The sequence below is a fragment of the Tessaracoccus antarcticus genome (genome assembly GCF_003688855.1).
GTDB classification, from domain to species: Bacteria; Actinomycetota; Actinomycetes; order Propionibacteriales; family Propionibacteriaceae; genus Arachnia; species Arachnia antarctica.
In genome coordinates, this window is the sequence record NZ_REFW01000001.1 from 208420 (window position 1) to 226196 (window position 17777).

At 66.4% G+C, this 17777-nt stretch carries 15 protein-coding genes; 5 read left to right on the plus strand and 10 right to left on the minus strand.

The annotated features are described in order from the left end of the window. Nucleotides 1–14: 14 nt before the first annotated feature. The 10 genes from EAX62_RS00940 to EAX62_RS00985 form a co-directional block, all read right to left on the minus strand. Nucleotides 15–995 (minus strand): magnesium transporter CorA family protein, encoded by a 981-nt coding sequence (locus EAX62_RS00940; protein ID WP_121899816.1) that lies wholly within the window; start codon nucleotides 993–995, stop codon nucleotides 15–17. A 40-nt stretch (nucleotides 996–1035) separates the two neighbouring features. Beyond that, nucleotides 1036–1608, minus strand: coding sequence for a gluconokinase (locus tag EAX62_RS00945; RefSeq protein ID WP_121899817.1), 573 nt, complete (start codon nucleotides 1606–1608; stop codon nucleotides 1036–1038). Further along, a complete protein-coding gene (locus EAX62_RS00950; RefSeq protein WP_121899818.1) occupies nucleotides 1605–2999 on the minus strand; it encodes a GntP family permease in 1395 nt (464 codons plus the stop codon). The genes EAX62_RS00945 and EAX62_RS00950 overlap by 4 nt, the downstream gene beginning before the upstream one ends. A gap of 102 nt (nucleotides 3000–3101) precedes the next feature. Continuing rightward, nucleotides 3102–4424 (minus strand): serine hydrolase domain-containing protein, encoded by a 1323-nt coding sequence (locus EAX62_RS00955; protein ID WP_121899819.1) that lies wholly within the window; start codon nucleotides 4422–4424, stop codon nucleotides 3102–3104. 86 nt (nucleotides 4425–4510) lie between these two features. Beyond that, nucleotides 4511–4966 carry a low molecular weight protein-tyrosine-phosphatase gene (locus EAX62_RS00960; RefSeq protein ID WP_121899820.1) on the minus strand — a complete coding sequence of 152 codons (456 nt, stop codon included), beginning with the start codon at nucleotides 4964–4966 and terminating at the stop codon, nucleotides 4511–4513. 65 nt (nucleotides 4967–5031) lie between these two features. Beyond that, nucleotides 5032–6414 (minus strand): xylulokinase, encoded by a 1383-nt coding sequence (gene xylB, locus EAX62_RS00965; protein WP_121899821.1) that lies wholly within the window; start codon nucleotides 6412–6414, stop codon nucleotides 5032–5034. A 5-nt stretch (nucleotides 6415–6419) separates the two neighbouring features. Continuing rightward, a complete protein-coding gene (gene xylA, locus EAX62_RS00970) occupies nucleotides 6420–7604 on the minus strand; it encodes a xylose isomerase (RefSeq protein WP_121899822.1) in 1185 nt (394 codons plus the stop codon). A 79-nt stretch (nucleotides 7605–7683) separates the two neighbouring features. Beyond that, nucleotides 7684–8904 (minus strand): multiple monosaccharide ABC transporter permease, encoded by a 1221-nt coding sequence (gene mmsB / locus EAX62_RS00975; RefSeq protein ID WP_121899823.1) that lies wholly within the window; start codon nucleotides 8902–8904, stop codon nucleotides 7684–7686. Continuing rightward, nucleotides 8901–10469 (minus strand): multiple monosaccharide ABC transporter ATP-binding protein, encoded by a 1569-nt coding sequence (gene mmsA, locus EAX62_RS00980; protein WP_121899824.1) that lies wholly within the window; start codon nucleotides 10467–10469, stop codon nucleotides 8901–8903. Before mmsA ends, mmsB begins: the two co-directional genes overlap by 4 nt. Before the next feature lie 10 nt (nucleotides 10470–10479). Continuing rightward, nucleotides 10480–11652 (minus strand): substrate-binding domain-containing protein, encoded by a 1173-nt coding sequence (locus tag EAX62_RS00985; protein WP_121899825.1) that lies wholly within the window; start codon nucleotides 11650–11652, stop codon nucleotides 10480–10482. A gap of 181 nt (nucleotides 11653–11833) precedes the next feature. Between EAX62_RS00985 and EAX62_RS00990 the strand changes: the two genes are divergently transcribed. From EAX62_RS00990 to EAX62_RS01010, 5 genes are all read left to right on the plus strand, one after another. Next, entirely contained in the window at nucleotides 11834–13051 is a 1218-nt protein-coding gene (locus tag EAX62_RS00990; RefSeq protein WP_121899826.1) for an ROK family transcriptional regulator, read from the plus strand. 91 nt (nucleotides 13052–13142) lie between these two features. Beyond that, nucleotides 13143–13829: a response regulator transcription factor gene (locus EAX62_RS00995; RefSeq protein WP_121899827.1), complete on the plus strand. Its 687-nt coding sequence runs from the start codon at nucleotides 13143–13145 to the stop codon at nucleotides 13827–13829. Next, nucleotides 13829–15271 carry a sensor histidine kinase gene (locus EAX62_RS01000; protein WP_233557837.1) on the plus strand — a complete coding sequence of 481 codons (1443 nt, stop codon included), beginning with the start codon at nucleotides 13829–13831 and terminating at the stop codon, nucleotides 15269–15271. The genes EAX62_RS00995 and EAX62_RS01000 overlap by 1 nt, the downstream gene beginning before the upstream one ends. A 69-nt stretch (nucleotides 15272–15340) precedes the next feature. Next, a complete protein-coding gene (locus tag EAX62_RS01005; protein WP_121899828.1) occupies nucleotides 15341–16441 on the plus strand; it encodes a ferredoxin reductase in 1101 nt (366 codons plus the stop codon). 10 nt (nucleotides 16442–16451) lie between these two features. Next, nucleotides 16452–17762 carry a fatty acid desaturase family protein gene (locus EAX62_RS01010; RefSeq protein ID WP_121899829.1) on the plus strand — a complete coding sequence of 437 codons (1311 nt, stop codon included), beginning with the start codon at nucleotides 16452–16454 and terminating at the stop codon, nucleotides 17760–17762. Nucleotides 17763–17777 lie beyond the last annotated feature (15 nt).

The following is a 17777-nucleotide window of genomic DNA, read 5'->3' on the forward strand; positions in this document are numbered from 1 at the left end:
GCGACCGCCGTGGCTCACAGCCAGTCCCGCCTCCGGAACTGCCACCACAGGACCGCTGACGTCGCCACCATGAGGCTCAGCGACAACCAGGCACCCCACACGGTGCCAATGCCGGCGATGGACAGGTTCTGCCCGTAGAAGCCGGTGATGAGCGTCGGGACGGCGATGATGGCGGCCCAGGACGTCACCTTCTTCATGATCTCGTCCTTGTGGTTGCTCTGCAGCGCCAGGTTCGTCTCCAGGATGCTCGAGAGATGGTCGCGCAGCGAGTCGGCCATTTCGGCCGCATGCAGGGCGTGGTCGTGGACGTCACCGAAGTAGGGCTGGAGCGGCCCGGATGTGTCGAAGGCGGACTCCCGTCGGGCCAGTGACGAGGTCATCTCGCGCAACGGGACGGTCTGCCGGCGCACCTCGGCGGTGTCACGGCGCAGCCTGAAGATGGCCTGCTGGAGTTCGGGTTGTCCGGAGCTGTGGTTGAACAGCTCCTCGCTGAGGTCGTCGGCGCGGTCGTTGAGGGAGTCAAGCGTGTCCATGACGTTGTCCACCACCACGTCGAGCACAGCCCACAGGATGTAGCTGGGCCCGGCATGCGCCAGACCCTTGTTGAGGTCCAACCGCTCGGCGACCTGTGTGACGGGGAAGTTGGGGTGACGCACCGTCAGGATGGCGTTCGGGGTGATGAAAGCCGTCAGGGGGGCCAGTTCCGCGCGGCCGTCGTTGTCCAGGAGGACGTTGGTGACGCGCATGAGCGCATGGTGGTCGAACTGGCTCACCTTCTGGCGTTCGTGGGCCGCCATGGCGTCCTCGACTGCCAGTTCGTGCAGGTCCAGGGCCCCGGCCAGCTCGTTGAGCTCGTCCACGGAGTCGGTGGTGATGTCGATCCAGGCGTAGGTGTCGCTGTCTCCATCCTTCTCCCGGAGACAGCGGGCAAGCTCCGCCGAGGAGTCATCCGTGTCCTGCAACGTGCCGTCCACCCAGAGACGCTGATTCTTCATGGCCCCAGTGTCCACCCCTGCACCTCAGAGGGCCGACACTTCAGTGGTGTGCGCCGCCCTGCCCGTCCCCGAGTGGGTGCACGTCCTGCAGGCGGTTGCCGAAGTACTCGCTGAGAACCGACGCCACATCAGCCACGACCTGCCACGGTTCCCCCACGTTGGAGGTCTCGATACCTGCTTCGGAATCTCCCAACTCCTCGAGGGTGTCGAGTTGCGAGGTGAGCATGTCGGTGTGCATGTAATGCCCCTTGCGCGCCGACAGGCGGTCCAGGTTGACCTCCTCCGGCAACAGCAGGTGGACGAAGAACACGTCACCCTCGGCTTCGCGCAGGATGTCCCGGTAGGCCTCGCGCAGGGCCGAGCACGCGACCACCGTGGAGTGGCCCCCAGCCGCCTGCTGCGACATCCAGTCGCGCAGGGACCGCAGCCACGGCCACCGGTCCTCGTCCGTGAGGGGGTGACCGGCACCCATCTTGGCCTTGTTGGCCTCACTGTGGAACGTGTCGCCCTCCGCGAACTCCAGTCCGAAGCGTTGGGCCAGCCCCTCTCCGATGGTCGTCTTGCCGGTGCCGGCGACGCCCATGACCACAAGGTGCAGGGGACGCCCACTCATGCCAGCATCCCGGTCACACCGAAGATCCCCCACGCGATAGCGAAGCCCATGAGGGCGATGGCGGTCTCCATCACAGTCCACGTCTTCAGCGTGGTCGCGACGTCCATCCCCATGAGTCGGCCCACGAGCCAGAAGCCGGAGTCGTTGACGTGGGATGCGGCCACGGACCCCGCCGCAGTGGCGACCACGATGGCGGCAAGCTGGAAGTCGTTGAGGCCGGCGGCTGCGACGGCGGGTGCCATCAGACCGGCGGTGGTGACGAGCGCGACCGTGGCCGAGCCCTGGGCGATGCGCAGGATGATCGAGATCAGGAAGCAGGCGAGGATGACGGGGACACCGAGGTCGCCCATCACGCCGGACAGCGCGTCACCGATGCCGGAGGCGCGCAGGACGCCACCGAACATGCCACCCGCACCGGTCACGAGGATGACGGAGCACACTGGACCCAGTGCACTGTCGAGTGTCTTCTCGATGGCCGTGCCGTTCTTGCCGCGGCGGCTCCCAAGGACGTAGGAGGCAACGAGCACGGAGATCAGCAGTGCCACGGGGGTCTCGCCGAGAATGCGCAGCCCCTGGACCCAGCCCTCCTTGAGGTCGACGACGCCCGCCGAACCGGCCATGTTCAGGCCTGTGTTGAGGAAGATCAGGAGCACGGGCAGCAGCATGATCCCCATGACGGTGCCGGCCGACGGCGGGTTGGTGATCACGTCGTCGTCCTGCTTGCCACCGGAGAGCAGATCGGGGACGGGCAACGGGAACTTCTTGCCCAACCAGGTGCCGAGCATGTAGGCGGTGACCCACCACGTGGGCAGCGCGACGATGAGGCCCACGATCAGAACGAAACCGACGTTGGCGCCGTAGAGGTCGCTGGCAGCAATCGGGCCGGGGTGTGGCGGCAGGAACACGTGCATGACGGAGAAGGCACCGGCCGCGGGGAGCCCGTACAGGAGCACGGGGGCCTTCATGCGGCGGGCGACGGCGAAAATGATCGGCAGCATGACGATGAGGCCGGCGTCGAAGAAGATCGGGAAGCCGAAGATGAGGGACGCAACGCCCAGCGCCAGGGGTGCGCGCTTCTCCCCGAACAACCGGATGAACGCATCCGACAAGGTCTTGGCGCCTCCGGAGGTCTCGACGAGGCGCCCCAGCATGGCGCCGAGGCCCACCAGGAGCGCAACCGAGGCGAGCGTGCTGCCAAAGCCACCCGTCATGACCGTGACGATCTCCGCAAGTGGCACCCCGGTGGCGATGGCCGTGGCCAGTGACACGATGATGAGCACGAGGAAGGCGTGCATCTTGAGCTTGATGACAAGGAACAGGATCAACGCGATGGCGGCGGCCGCTATGCCGAGCAGGGGGGCGACCCCCAAGGTTTGCGTCCAGTCTTCCATTTCCGAGTACTCCCTTGTACCTGACCGGGCGTCCGCTGCCCGATGACTTCCCCACCCTTGCACACGGGCATGGTCAGGGTGGTGTGCAGGGATGTTCCCGGGTCACCCCAGGGCGGCGATCACATCCGCCACCAGTTCTTCGGTTCGGAGGTCTTCTGATGCCACGTCGGGGCTGAACCCCATGCGCACCACGACGAGGTCGGCTGACGGGACCACGTACATCCTCTGTCCGTCGTGCCCCACCGCCCAGTAGGTATCGGCCGGCAGAACCGGCTCCGGCAGGGATCCGTCGGCCGACGTGTTCACGCGCCAGCCCGCGGCGTAGCCCACCTCGTCGGTGGCGGCCACGGGTTTCACCGTCGTCGTCTCCGCCATCCAGCCCTCGGGAAGCAGTCGCTTCCCGTTCCAGACACCGTCCTGGAGGGCGAACTGGCCGATCGAGGCCCAGTCGCGCGGGCTGGCCCACAGGTAGGAGCCGCACACCGGGGTGCCGGCCGCGTCGGGCTCCCACACGGCCGAGGACAGGCCGAGCGGCGCGAACAGCTTCTGTCGCGGGAGGTCCGCTCCGATGCGGGTGCGTTCAGTCAGCACCGAGCACAGCAGGGTGGTGCTGCCGCTGGAGTACTGCTGGAACTCTCCCACCGGGTGCGCCAGGTCGAGGCTGGCGACGTAGCCGGCCATGTCCGATTCGAGGTAGAGCATGCGCGTGATGGGGGTGCCGAGGTCGTAGGTCTCGTCCCAGGAGAGGCCGCTCGTCATCCGCAGGAGGTCATCGATGCTGATGTCGGCGCGCCCATCAGTCCATTCGGGGCGCAGTTGCGTGTCATCCAGTTCCACGCCTCCCTGCTCCACGAGCCGCCCCACGAGCAGGCTCGTCACGCTTTTGGCCATCGACCAGCCCAACTGGGGTGTGGTGGCGTCGAACCCCTCGGCGTAGCGTTCGGCCACGAGTTCGCCGCCCTTCAGGACAACGACGGCGCGGGTGCCGAGCGTGTCTTGTCCCGCGTCGAGGAGGTCGTCACCGAACGCCTTCGCGAGCGCCGCCTCCACCTCGGGCGACGCCGTCGGTGCCGGTGCCTTCGACAGGTCGTTGGCTGAGACCGCCGTGAAGGAGCCGAAGTCCGGGCGACTCGAGGACAGGGTGCAGCCGTAGCCCGGCGTGTACCAGGAGCGCTGCTTGGCCAGTACGCCCAGCACGGTGGAGGACGCGCCATCGCGGTTCACGTCGTTGCGCAGGTACGGCACCAGTGGGTTCGACGGCAGGTCGGGGCCTGCCCCGGCGAACTCGGCCATGGCGCAGGCACTGTGCGAGGCGTACCCCGTACCCGTCAGCAGCAGCGGACGCAGGTACCAGTAGCCCGCCACCCCCGCAACGAGGAGCACGGCCAACAGCCCGAGAACAATCCGAGTGATCCAACGACGCATGCGCCGAACCTAGCCGCAAACCAGATCAGGCGAGGGGTGTCGGGTGTGATGCTGGGCCGACGCAGCAAGGGGCCGGTATCGGCAGGTCAGGCGTTGAACTCGTCGAGGATGCCGGGCATGGCAGCCTCCACGTCGGCGATGGTGTCATTGAAGCCGTCGTCGTCGCCGTACCAGGGGTCGATGAGCGGGGTACCGGGCCCAATGTCAGGGTTGAAATCGTTGAGCAGGCGCACGTTGTCGGCACCCGGCGCCATCCGGCGAAGCTGCTCCACCTGGTACGGCTCCACGGCCACGACGAGGTCAGCGGCCTCGATGTCGTCACGGCCGATCTGGCGGGCACGGTGCCCGTCAGCGTCGTAGCCCCCGCCCCTGAGGACGGAGACGGCTCGGCGGTCGATGGGACTGCCGGCGTTCTCGTCGGACAAGCCGAAGCTGGTGACCTCGAGGTCGAGGCCCCGCTCCTCAGCCATCCTCCTCGCCACCCGCTCACCGATGGGTGAACGACAGATGTTGCCCCAACACACGAAAACCAGTGATGCCATGGCGACCACCCTAGATGCCGCAGGAAAATTATTGCGCTTCTCCGGCACGAGAGACGCTGGTCCACTCACCAATCGGCGGTGCGCGACTTGAGCAGGCGGTAGGTCTCCATGATGTGGGGGGCGTGGGGGGCATCGATCTCGGTGGGATCGCCGATGGCCCACACTGGTGGCTCGTCGGCGCCGGACAGCGCCCAGGCCGCCTGTCGTGCCGCACCCAGCGCCACGTACTCCCCCGCCAACGGCACCACCACGGGTCTGCCGAACACGGTGGGCGCCAGGAGGCGCACAGCCTCCGACATGGCACCGCCACCGATGAGCAGGATGCGTTGGGCATCGCGGCCGGCCACCTGCTCCACGGCTCCGACGGCGTCGGCCAGCGATGCCAGCAGCCCCTCAACGCAGGCGCGGGCGATGTCGGCCCGCGTGGTCTCCGACGTCAGGCCGCTGAAGACTCCGGTGGCTCCCGGACGGTTGGGGGTGCGTTCGCCATCGAGATAGGGAAGCAGCACCACCCCGCCGGCGCCGGGGCGGCTGGCGAGCGCCAGGTCGGACAGCCCGTCGTAGTTGACACCCAGCATCCGGCAGCCGAAGTCCAGGACGCGGGCGGCATTCATGGTGGTGGCCATCGGGAGGAATCGTCCCGTCGCATCCGCGAAGCCCGTGACCGTGCCGCTGGGATCCGCGGGGCGGACGTCACTGACCATCGCCGCGACACCACTGGTGCCGATCGACACCGAGACGTCACCGGGTTCCAGCGACAATCCCAGTGCGGCCGCCATGTTGTCACCGGTGCCGGGCGCGAAGACCGCGCCCTCAGCTGTGTGGCCCATCACGGCGTGCGGCGACGGCGCCACTTCGGGCAGCGCCAACGGGTGTCCGATGGCGAGCTCGACAAGTGACTCGTTCCAGGCCTCGGTGCGTGTGGAGTAGTAGCCGGTGCCGGACGCGTCGCCTCGGTCGGTGAACGCCGCGCCGTCGCGGCACAGGTGCCGGGACACGTAGTCGTGCGGCAGCAGCACCGATGCGGTGCGTGCGGCGTTCTCCGGTTCCTGCTCTGCCATCCAGCGCAGCTTCGTGGACGTCATGGACGCCACGAGCACGTAGCCGATCTCGGCGACGCAGGCCTCCGGTCCGCCCATCTCCGCGACGAGGGTCTGCGCCTGCGCCGCGGAGCGCGTGTCGTTCCACAGGAGCGCGTCCCGCACCACACTCCCGTGCTGGTCCAGTGCCACCATCCCGTGCTGCTGGCCCCCGACGGCGACCGCCGCAGCCCGCGGCAACAGGTCACCGGCGGCATCGTCCACCGCGGTCAGCCAGGCGCGGGGATCCACCTCCGTGCCTGCAGGGTGCGGCGCTCGACCCGTGGCCACGACACGGCCCGTGTCCGCGTCCACGAGCAGTGCCTTGGTGGATTGCGTCGAGGAGTCAACACCGAGAACCAGTGCCATTCCCGTCAGCTCCGGGCACCCATGAGGTGCTCAACGGCCAACTGGTGCAGCCGCACGAACCCGTAGTTCCGCTCACCGACGGCCTCGACGTCCAGACCGGAGACGCTGTCGTCGGCCAGGAGGTCAGCTGCGCTCTCGCCCTGTGCGAGGGTGGGCTCGGCCATCGAGTTGACCCCTGCCTCTTCGAGTGCGGCCTGCACCTCCGGGTCGGCACGGAACGCCAGTGCCCGTTGCTTCAGCAGCAGGTAGGTGCTCATGTTCGCGGCCGCGGAGTCCCAGACACCCTGGAGGTGCTCGGTGCGCGAGGGCTTGTAGTCGAAGTGACGGGCACCCACGTAGGCGCCGGGGCGTGACGGGAAACCGTTCTCCAGCAGGTCGACGGTGAAGAAGGCACTGATGAGGTCGCCGTGACCAAAGACCAGGTCCTGGTCGTACATGGGGCCGTGCTGTCCGTTGAGGTCGATGTGGAACAACTTGTCCGCCCACAGCGCCTGCGCGAGACCGTGCGTGTAGTTGAGGGTAGCCATCTGCTCGTGGCCGGTCTCCGGGTTGACCCCCACGATGTCGCCGTGCTCGAGCTTCTCGATGAATGCCAGGGCGTGGCCCACCGTGGGCAGGAAGATGTTGCCGCGCGGTTCGTTCGGCTTGGGCTCCAGACCGATGCGCATGTCGTAGCCCTGCGACTTGATGTAGGCGGCGACTGTGTCGATGCCCTCGGCGTAGCGCTCGAAGGAGGCGAACAAGTCCTTGCTGGAGTCGTACTCCGACCCTTCACGGCCACCCCACATGACGAAGGTGGAGGCTCCTAACCGTCCGGCGAGGTCAACGTTGCGCAGGACCTTGCGCAGACCGTAGCGGCGCACGGACCGGTCGTTGGAGGTGAACGCCCCATCCTTGAAGATGGGCTCCGCGAACGTGTCGGTGGTGACCATCTCGCAGGTCATGCCCGTGTCGGAGATGGTGGATTCGAGCTTCCCGATGAGCTGCTCGCGCTCCTGCTCCGTGGCGTCGAAGGGAATCACGTCGTTGTCGTGGAAGGTGAACCCCCATGCACCGAGCTCCGAGAGCTTCCGGATGCTGTCGAAGGGGTCGAGGTCCGGCCGGGACGCCTTGCCGAACTGGTCGCGCGCGGACCAGCCGACCGTCCAGAGGCCGAAGGAGAATTTGTCCTGGGGGGTGGGGGTGAGCATGTCTGTCCTCTCAGATGCAACGTCGCATGGATTTAGTAGTAAACCTAAACTAATCTTTGGGGTCTTGGCAACCCGGGTGTCATCTCTGCCCGGATCGCATCTTGCTCACGAGGTCGAACGCGACCGCGGCCAGCAGCACCATGCCCTTGATGATGAACTGCCAGGACGGGTCCACCCCAAGGATGGACAGGCCCATGTTGAGGACGCCCATGACAAGAGCGCCCACGATGGCGCCGAAGATGCGTCCCACACCACCGGTGACCGCAGCACCGCCGATGAAGCAGGCGGCGATGGCGTCGAGCTCGTAGTTCTGGCCGGCTGCCGCCAGTGCAGCGCCTGCCCGGGAGGTGACGATGATGGCGGTGAGTCCGCACAACAGGCCCATGTTCACAAACAGGTAGAAGTTCATCTTGCGGGTGTCGACACCGGAGAGCTTGGCCGCCGACAGGTTCCCGCCCATGGCGTAGATGTTGCGCCCGAAAACGGTGTTGCCCATGAGCCAGGCGTAGGCGACGACGACGACCCCGACGATGATGAGCACGAACGGGAGCCCCAGTGCGCTGAGCGCGATCCAGTAGGTGATGACCGCCAGCAGGAGAGAGATGATGGCAACGCGGGCGATGAACAGGAGCAGGGGTTCGGCGGCGGCACCGTGCCGGGTGTTCAGACGACGGCTGCGCAGCGAGATCAGCAGGAAGCCGGCGATGGCCACGATCCCGGCGGTGAGCGTGATGGCGTCGAGGTTGCCCACGAAGCCTGTCAGTCCGGCCAGTCCGGCGTTGGAGATGTCCAGGAACTGCGGCGGGAAGCCGGCGCGGGTGTAGCCCACGAGCACGAGGGCAACGCCCCTGAAGATCAGCATCCCCGCCAGCGTGACGATGAAGGCCGGAATACCGACGAAGGCCACCCAGAAGCCCTGCCAGGCACCGATGAGCGCTCCCACAGCGAAGGCGATGATGACCACGAGCCACGGGTTGAGTGAGTAGTCCACCAGCAGGATGCCGATGACGCCTCCCACAGCCGCCACGATCGAGCCCACGGAGAGATCGATGTGTCCCGCGACGATGATCATCAGCATGCCCACCGACAGGATCAGCACGTAGGCGTTCTGCTGGATGAGGCTGGTGACGTTGTTGGGCTGCAACAGCCGCCCGCCCGTGACCACCTGGAAGAACAGCACGATCACCACGAGCGCGGCGACAATCCCGTACTGGCGGGCGCCCCCCGCCATCCCGGCAAAACGTTTCGGGGCGGCCGTGGGTGTGTCAGCGGCCTGCGTCCCGGGTGTCGTCTGACTCATGCGGACGTCCTCTCCATGGTCATGAGGCGCATCAGGGATTCCTGGGTGGCCTCGGCACGATTCTGTTCTCCGGTGATGCGGCCCTGACTCAGGGTGTAGATCCGGTCGCACAGCCCCAGCAGTTCCGGTAGCTCGGAGGAGATGACGATCACACCCCGGCCCTGGGCTGCCAGCGCGTTGATGATGGTGTAGATCTCGAACTTGGCGCCGACGTCAATACCCCGCGTCGGCTCGTCGAGGATGAGGACGTCCGGGTCCGAGAACATCCACTTGCTGAGGGACACCTTCTGCTGGTTGCCACCAGAGAGCTGGCTCACGGGCGACTGCACGCTCGAGGTGCGGATGCGCAACTGTTCCCGGTAGTCCTGCGCAACCTTGGTCTCCAACCCCTTGTCGAGCACACCGCGCCTGCTGACCTTGCCCAGCGCGGCCGCAGTGACGTTGTGCCGGATCTCCCCAATGAGGTTGAGGCCGAACTTCTTGCGGTCCTCGCTCACGTAGGCGATGCCGTCGCGGATCGCGCGGCGGACGGTGCGGGGAAAGATCTCGACGCCACGCTTGTAGGCGTGCCCCGAGACGCCGGTGCCGTACTGACGACCGAAGAGGCTCATGGCGAGTTCGGTGCGACCGGCACCCATGAGGCCGGCGATCCCCACCACCTCACCCTCCCGCACGCTCAGCGATGCGCGGTCGACGATGACCCGGCCGGGATCGGTGGGGTGGTGCACCGTCCAGTCCTCCAGCCGGAAGAGTTCCTCACCGATGTGGGGGCTTCGCGGCGGGAACCGATGGTCCAGGGAGCGGCCCACCATCCCGCGGATGATGCGTTCCTCCGTGACCGGCTCGGTCCCGTTCATGGCCACCGTCTCCACCACCGTGCCGTCACGGATGACGGTGAGCGAGTCAGCGATGGCCATGATCTCGTTGAGTTTGTGGGAGATGATGATCTGCGTCACGCCCTCCCTCTTGAGCATGCGCATGAGACCCAGGAGGTGTGCCGAGTCGTCGTCGTTGAGCGCTGCGGTCGGCTCGTCGAGGATGAGCAGGCGGACGTCCTTGGACAGCGCCTTGGCGATCTCCACGAGTTGCTGCTTGCCCACTCCGAGCTCGCTGACGCGCGTGTTCGGGTTCTCCCTGAGGCCCACCCGCTGCAGCAACTCGGCGGCACCCGCGCGGGTGGCCCGCCAGTCGATGACACCCCGGTGGCTGCGTTCGTTGCCGAGGTAGATGTTCTCCGCGATCGACAGGTGGGGTGAGAGGGCGAGCTCCTGGTGAATGATCACGATGCCGCGGGTTTCGCTGTCGCGGAGGGTTTTGAAGCCCATGAGTTCACCCTCGTACCAGATCTCGCCGTCGTAGCTGCCCACGGGATACAGGCCGGACAGAACGTTCATGAGCGTGGACTTCCCTGCCCCGTTCTCGCCGCAGATGGCATGGATCTCCCCGGGCTCCACGGCCATGGACACACCACCGAGCGCGGTGACAACGCCGAACTTCTTGACGATGTCACGCATCTCGAGGATGGGACCGGCCGGGGAGCCGGACGGGGAGTCGATGTCAGTCATGGGTCGGGACTCAGAGGCCCAGGTCAGAGGCGGAGTAGAAACCGGAGTCCACCAGCTTCTCCTTCGCGTTGTCCTTGGTGACGACCTCCGGCTCGAGGAGGTAGGTGGGCACAACCTTCACGCCGTTGTCGTAGGTCTTCGTGTCGTTGACGTCCACCTCGGTTCCGGCCATCACCTGCCCGATCATCTTGGCCACCTGGTCGCCCAGCTTGCGCGTGTCCTTCCAGACGGTCATTGACTGCTTGTCCGCCAGCATGTTCTTGACGTTGGCGAGGTCGGCGTCCTGACCCGTGACGAGCGGCCAGTCCGTTCCCGGCTTGTAACCTCCACCATCCAGGGCCTGTTCGATCCCGAGGGCGAGTGAGTCGTTGGGCGACAGGACGATGTTGACCTTCTTGCCACCCCCGTAGAAGGAGTTGAGCCGGTTCTGCATCTCGTTCTGCGCCGTGTCCGAGCTCCAGGCGGGGATGCCGATGCTCGCCCAGGCATCATCGTTGGCCGGGGACTTGCCGGAGGGCACCGTGAACTCGCCGCTCGTCACCAGGGGCAAGATCATGTCCCATGCGCCTGCGAAGAAGAACTTGGCGTTGTTGTCATCGGGTGATCCGGCGAACGGCTCCAGGTTGGTGGTGCCGTCGGCGCCCTTGAACTTGTCCTTGTTGTCGAGAATGAACTGCCCCTGCAGCGTCCCCACTTTGTAGTTGTCGAAGGTGGCGTAGAAGTCGACGTTCTCGGAGCCGTTGATGAGGCGGTCATACGCGATGACCTTGACGTCCGCGGTCTTGGCCTGCTGGAGCACGGGGCCGAGCGCCGTGCCGTCGATCGATGCGACGACCAGGACCTTGGCCCCGTCGTTGATCATGTTCTGGAGCTGGTTGTTCTGCTGGTCCTGCTTGTTGTCGGCGTACTGGAGGCTGACCTGGAACCCCGCCTTGGTGAGGAGGTCCTGCAGGTGCGCACCATCCCTGTTCCATCGCTCAAGACTCTTGGTGGGCATGGCGATGCCGATGAGGGCATTGCTGGCCGCGGGGCTCCCGGAGGTCGACGGTTCTGTACCGCCGGACGGGGCTGCCGGCGTCGCGGATGGGGCGCTGGTGCCGCGATCGCTGCTGCAGGCAGCGAGGGCACCGACTGCGGTGACAGCTACTGAGGAGAGGAGCAACTGTCGACGTGTGATGGCCATCGGACTTTCCCTTCCGGGAGGAACTCCAGTGTTCTTCCCCGGTGAACTTCTGCCCGCCACCATGGCCGGACATGTTTTGTTGTGAAACAATATGCTCCGTCGGTGTGGCCTTGTCAAGGGCGCCGGATGGTGGAAGATATACCCGTGACGAGCCCTGTCAGCTCGGGATGGAGGATGCTGCATGCTGGACGTTGAGAAGGACCGCGCGGGCAGCGGGGGGAGCACTCCGTCGTCGGTGAGAATCTCAAATCTCGCGCTCACACTCAGGGCCGTGCTGGAGGCACCGCACCCCGTGTCACGAGCGGATGTCGCGTCCAAACTGGGCCTGACCCGTTCCACGGTGTCGAGGCTCGTCGACGAACTGGTGGCCGGACACTTCCTCATGGAGGGCGTCCCTGTCTCAGGACTTCGGGGACGTCCCGGCGTGCCGCTGAGCGCGGCCCCGAACGGACTCATGTCGCTCGGCATGGAGGTCAACGCCGACCGCATTGCCACCATGGTGGTTGACCTGAGCGGCGCGGTGGTGGCCACGCAGACGGAGCGGGTCGACGTCGTGGGCGCTGGACCCGCCGACGCACTCGCGATACTCCAGGACCAGGCTCTGGCCGTGCTCGGGAGACTCACCGAGGATGCTCGCATCATGGGTGCCCGCCTGGCGCTACCCGCACTCATCGACCGTACCGGGACCACGGTGGTGCGTGCCCCCAACCTCGGGTGGGACGGTGTACAGCCCGCCGCGCACCTCACGGGACTGCTGGAAAACCGCGACTGGGGCTTCCGCGTGTCCAACGACGTGGACTGCTCGGCGCTCACCCTGCTGCGCGACTCCCCCGCGCTGGTACTTGACCGGGGTTCCTTCATCTACGTCACGGGTGAGGTGGGCATCGGCTCCTCCGTCGTCATCGACGGCCAGCAGTTGACCGGGCGGCACGGCTGGGCCAGCGAATTGGGACATGTGTGCGTGGTGTCGGAAGGCGGGCGGGCGTGCGGCTGTGGCGCCGTCGGCTGCCTCGAGACCGTCGCGGGGCTGAAGGGCATCCTTGAGGCTGCGGGAGCCCGGTCGATCGAGGACCTCGTGGCCGCCCTCAACGGCGGCGACGAGCGCGCACTGCGGAGCCTCGCCGAGGTCTCCAGCGCACTGGGAAGGGCACTCGGTGCGGCGCTCAATCTTCTGGACCTGCAGCAGGTGATGCTCGGCGGCCACCTGGACACCCTTGCCGAGTGGCTGCTGCCCGGCCTCCGGTCGGAACTGGAAGTGCGCGTCATGTGGTCCCCGTACGAGGGCATCGACGTCACCACCGTGGGTCACGACCCCACGCGGACCGCGTTGGGCGCGGCGTACGCAGCCCTGGCACCGGTCATCTCCAACCCCGGAAAATGGATCGACCGGGGAGCCTGACAACCATGCGCGGCACCAGAAACGCCACGACTCGCGCGCCACGAACGCCTGCGGCTTCGTGTTGTTGGCTGTTGGTGGCAGGCTTACGGCTATGCAGATCCTCGTGGTGGATGACGACCAGGCAGTCCGCGACTCCTTGGCCCGTTCGCTGAAGTACTCCGGCGATGAGGTCACGACCGCCCGCGACGGGGTGGAGGCGCTCGCCAAACTGGCCGGCTACACCCCTGACGCCGTGATCATGGATGTCATGATGCCGCGGCTCGACGGCCTCGAAACCACCCGCATGCTGCGCGAAAGCGGCAATGACGTCCCCATCCTCATCCTGACGGCCAGAGACGCCGTCGATGACCGCGTGGACGGACTGGATGCCGGCGCCGACGACTACATGGTCAAGCCCTTCGCCCTCGACGAACTCCTGGCGCGTCTGCGCGCACTGACGCGCCGCTCCAAGCAGGCACCGGGGTCGGAGTCACGGGTACTGACGTTCGCGGACATCAGCCTCGACCCGCAGCACCGCGAGGTCACCCGCGACGGGCAGCACATCTCCCTGACCCGCACCGAGTTCGCCCTTCTGCAGGCGTTCCTCGAGAACCCGCGCAAGGTGATGGAGCGCAACACACTGCTCAACGAGGTGTGGGGATTCGAATTCCCCGCCACTGCCAACTCCCTCGAGGTCTACATCGGCTATCTGCGTCGCAAGACAGAGGCTGGAGGACGCGGTCGGCTGATCCACACGGTCCGTGGCATTGGCTACGTCCTGCGTGAATCCCCCCCGTGATCCCAACCCTGTGGTTCCGCCTCAGGCGCGGCATCGAACGGCTCTTCACGGGCCAGAGCCTGCAGGGGCGGTTGGCGCTGCTCACGGGGACGAGCGTCGCACTGGCGGTGCTCTTCGCCGGCACAACCTCCTTCTTCATCACCCGATGGTCCCTGCTGGACCAGTTGGACCATGAGCTTCTGGCGTCGGCTCGTGCGGCGGCGACCATCATCGCCACCAACCCGAGGAACGACCTGGAGGACCTCGCGGGACCCGCCATCACCGACCAGTGGCTCGCCGTGGTGTCCGCGGCCGGGGAGACGGTGTCGGTGCCCAACGGCGCAAGGCTGTTCACCGGCCCCCAGGAGATCGCTGTGGCGCGCCTGCAGACGGGTTCGTCGGCGCGATCGATCGACGTGATCCAGGCTGACGGGGCCTCGATCGAGTACCGCGTGGTGTCCGTACCCATGACGCTCCTCGACAACAACGACAAACCCACCCGGCATGCCGTCATGCTCGGCCGTCCGCTGACGGCGCTGAACTCCACACTCAAGTCGTTGTGGGTGGTGATCGTCTTCGCCGGACTGGTGGGGGTCCTCGTCACCACGTTGGCGGCTCTGTGGGTGGCGCAGGCGGCCCTGGCGCCGGTGCGACGCCTGTCGATGGCCGTGCGCAGCGTCACACAAACTGATCAGCTGAACCCGATCCGGATCTACGGGCGCGACGATCTCGGTGAGCTCACCAAGTCCTTCAACAGCATGCTGAAGTCACTCCAGAGTTCCCGCGAACAACAGCGCCAGTTCATCGCCGACGCCGGGCACGAGCTGAGGACTCCCCTGACGTCGATGCGTACAAACATCGAACTGCTCGTCGCGGACGACAAGGCGGGCATGCTCCCGGAAGGCGCCCGCTCCGAGATCCTCGACGACGTCTCCGCGCAGCTGGGCGAGTTCTCCGCCCTCGTGGGCGACCTGGTGGCCCTCACCAGGGACGACCACCTGCAGCGCAAGCTGGAACCGCTCGACCTCTCTGAAGTGGTGGAATCCGCGCTCTCCCGTGCACGACGACGCGGCCCCGGCATCACCTTCGACGTTGAACTCGACCACACCCAATGTCTTGGCGACGCCCAGAACCTGGAGCGTGCCATCACCAACCTGCTCGACAACGCCGTGAAGTTCTCCCCGCCGGAAGGCACGGTCACCGTCACCCTCAACAGTGGCGTGATCACCATCGTCGACGAGGGGCCGGGCATAGCGGAGGACGATCTTGAACACATCTTCGACCGTTTTTATCGCTCGGATCGCGCCCGGAACACCCCCGGAACAGGCCTCGGACTCTCGATCGTGGCGCACACCGCCGAAGCCCATGGAGGCACGGTGCGCGCGGGCAACCAGCCAGGGAGCGGGGCCAAGTTCACGTTGCGTGTCCCCAACCTCACACCTGACGCCGAACCCTCCCCGTAGGTCCTCGGGATGCCGTCGGGACTCGCCGTCCCCTTGTACCTACGGTCGCGTAGGTTACGATTGGTAGACATGGCAGACATAACACCTGCAGCGGGGACACGCCACACGCCCCCGTGGGGACTCGCAGGAAGAACAGTGGGGCGGTTCGTCAACGCCCTCGTCACCCCGCTGCTCCCCGGTGATTACCTGGACCTCTTCCATCCCCTCCGCAAGGGGGCAGACCTGCGTGGCAGGGTCATGGCAGTCGAGCGCCATTCCAGCTCTGCCACCACCGTCACCATCCGGCCCGGGCGTGGCTGGAGTGGGCATCGGCCGGGCCAGTACATCCGGATCGGGGTGGAGGTCAACGGCGTCCGCCTGTGGCGGGCCTACTCCATCACCAGCCGAGTGGGGCAGGCCGATGGACTCATCACCATCACCGTTCGCGCCATCCCCGATGGCAAGGTCAGCCATCACGTGCTCCGCAACCTACGCCCCGGCACCATCGTCATGCTCGACCAGGCCACGGGTGACTTCACGCAACCGTCCCGGCCACCGGCCAAGGTGTTGTTCCTGACAGCGGGAAGTGGAATCACACCTGTCATGGGCATGCTCCGCAACCACCAGTTCGAGGATGCGGTGGTGGTGCACTCCTCCCCGGACCCGTCCCAGATGCTGTTCGCCGACGAACTGCACAGCCGGGCCTCACGTGGGCAATTCCGTCTCGTGGAACGCTTCACCTCCACCGAGGGCACACTCCCCGTCTCCAGCATCGCTGACGTCGTGCCCGACTGGGCCGAGCGCATCGCCTGGGTCTGTGGCCCCACCGGGCTGCTGGACGACGCCGAGGCCCACTGGGAACAGGAAGGCGCCTCTGCCCTCCTCCACGTGGAGCGGTTCCGCCCCCGCATCATCGCCGAGGGCGAGGGCGGCTCCGTGACTTTCACCCAGTCCGACGTCACCGTCGACGCCCCCGCTGCCACCCCTTTGCTTGACGTGGGCGAGGACGCTGGTGTCCTCATGCCGTCCGGGTGCCGCATGGGCATCTGCTTCAACTGCGTCGCCTCCCTGACCTCCGGCGCCGTGCGTGACCTTCGCACCGGCGAGACCACCCAAGCCATCGACGAGGACCCCGTCCTCATCCAGACCTGTGTGTCGGCAGCCGCCGGCCCATGCAGCATCAAGCTTTGAGGATTTGCCAATGAGCAGTGCCACCATTGAATCAACCCGGCCACGCGTGGACTCCGCGGCACGCACTGCCGAGCGTGCCGTCAACAACCGCATCACCTCCACGCGCCCCGAGGAACAGTCGGCAACCCACGCCAGTGGCAAGGCCAACCCCATCGCGCACCTGAGTCCTGAGGACATCGAGTCCATCGGGCGCGAACTCGATGCCATCCGCGACTCCGTGATGAGCACCCGTGGCGCCGACGACGCGAACTACATCCGTCAGACCATCAAGCTGCAGCGCTGGATCGAGCTCTCGAGCCGCGGCGTCCTGCTGTTCAGCGGGTTCTGGCCGGCCTTCATCGTCGGCACCGCCGGGCTGACCGTCGCCAAGATCCTCGAGAACACCGAGATCGGCCACAACATCCTCCACGGCCAGTGGGACTGGATGCGCGACCCCAAGATCCACTCCTCCTCGTGGGAATGGGACTTCGCCTCCCCCGCCGAGCAGTGGAAGAAGTCCCACAACGTGGGCCACCACACCTACACCAACGTCGTCGGTATGGATGACGACCTGGGATACACCATTCTGCGGGTGGACCCTGCACAGGAGTGGGAGCCCAAGCACCTGATCCAGCCCATCACGAACTTCTTCACGGCACTGATCTTCGAGTACGGGATCGCCGCCTACGACCTGGACGTCAAGGGCTTCAAGGAAGGCACCAAGGACAAGAAGGAGTTCCTCTCGGATCTGCGGAAGGTCATCACCAAGATCCGCAACCAGATGGGCAAGGACTACGTCCTGCACCCGCTCCTCAGCGGCCCCAACTTCCTCACGACCCTGGCCGCCAACGCCATCGCCAACACCCTGCGCAACATCTGGACCCACTCGGTCATCTTCTGCGGGCACTTCCCGGAGGGCGTCGAGACGTTCGAGGTGGAGTCCATCGAAGGCGAGACCCGCGGCGAATGGTACCTGCGCCAGATGCTGGGTTCCGCCAACATCGAGGGCTCCGAGGTGATGCACGTCATGACCGGCAACCTCTCCCACCAGATCGAGCACCACCTCTTCCCCGACATGCCGAGCAACCGCTACAAGCAGGTGGCGCCGAAGATCCGCGAGCTCATGGACCGCCACCAGTTGCGCTACGTCACCGGCCCCCTCCACAAGCAGGTGGGTTCCGCCTGGCACAAGGTGATCAAGTACTCCCTGCCCAACCCGTCTCCCGAGCGTTCCCAGCTCGGACAGGTGGCAGACGTCCTGGCAGGCAAGGCTGTGCGCGCCGGTGTAGCACTGCTCCACCGGACGCAGCGCCGCCAGTACCGCAGGGCCCTGGCAGCCTGAACCCAGCACAGGCCC

What these genes read in the sequence shown, in the direction of transcription:
- EAX62_RS00940 (WP_121899816.1), bottom strand. Translation starts at nt 995, where the DNA reads ATGAAGAATCAGCGTCTCTGGGTGGACGGCACGTTGCAGGACACGGAT.
- EAX62_RS00945 (WP_121899817.1), bottom strand. Translation starts at nt 1,608, where the DNA reads ATGAGTGGGCGTCCCCTGCACCTTGTGGTCATGGGCGTCGCCGGCACC.
- EAX62_RS00950 (WP_121899818.1), bottom strand. Translation starts at nt 2,999, where the DNA reads ATGGAAGACTGGACGCAAACCTTGGGGGTCGCCCCCCTGCTCGGCATA.
- EAX62_RS00955 (WP_121899819.1), bottom strand. Translation starts at nt 4,424, where the DNA reads ATGCGTCGTTGGATCACTCGGATTGTTCTCGGGCTGTTGGCCGTGCTC.
- EAX62_RS00960 (WP_121899820.1), bottom strand. Translation starts at nt 4,966, where the DNA reads ATGGCATCACTGGTTTTCGTGTGTTGGGGCAACATCTGTCGTTCACCC.
- xylB (WP_121899821.1), bottom strand. Translation starts at nt 6,414, where the DNA reads ATGGCACTGGTTCTCGGTGTTGACTCCTCGACGCAATCCACCAAGGCA.
- xylA (WP_121899822.1), bottom strand. Translation starts at nt 7,604, where the DNA reads ATGCTCACCCCCACCCCCCAGGACAAATTCTCCTTCGGCCTCTGGACG.
- mmsB (WP_121899823.1), bottom strand. Translation starts at nt 8,904, where the DNA reads ATGAGTCAGACGACACCCGGGACGCAGGCCGCTGACACACCCACGGCC.
- mmsA (WP_121899824.1), bottom strand. Translation starts at nt 10,469, where the DNA reads ATGACTGACATCGACTCCCCGTCCGGCTCCCCGGCCGGTCCCATCCTC.
- EAX62_RS00985 (WP_121899825.1), bottom strand. Translation starts at nt 11,652, where the DNA reads ATGGCCATCACACGTCGACAGTTGCTCCTCTCCTCAGTAGCTGTCACC.
- EAX62_RS00990 (WP_121899826.1), top strand. Translation starts at nt 11,834, where the DNA reads ATGCTGGACGTTGAGAAGGACCGCGCGGGCAGCGGGGGGAGCACTCCG.
- EAX62_RS00995 (WP_121899827.1), top strand. Translation starts at nt 13,143, where the DNA reads ATGCAGATCCTCGTGGTGGATGACGACCAGGCAGTCCGCGACTCCTTG.
- EAX62_RS01005 (WP_121899828.1), top strand. Translation starts at nt 15,341, where the DNA reads ATGGCAGACATAACACCTGCAGCGGGGACACGCCACACGCCCCCGTGG.
- EAX62_RS01010 (WP_121899829.1), top strand. Translation starts at nt 16,452, where the DNA reads ATGAGCAGTGCCACCATTGAATCAACCCGGCCACGCGTGGACTCCGCG.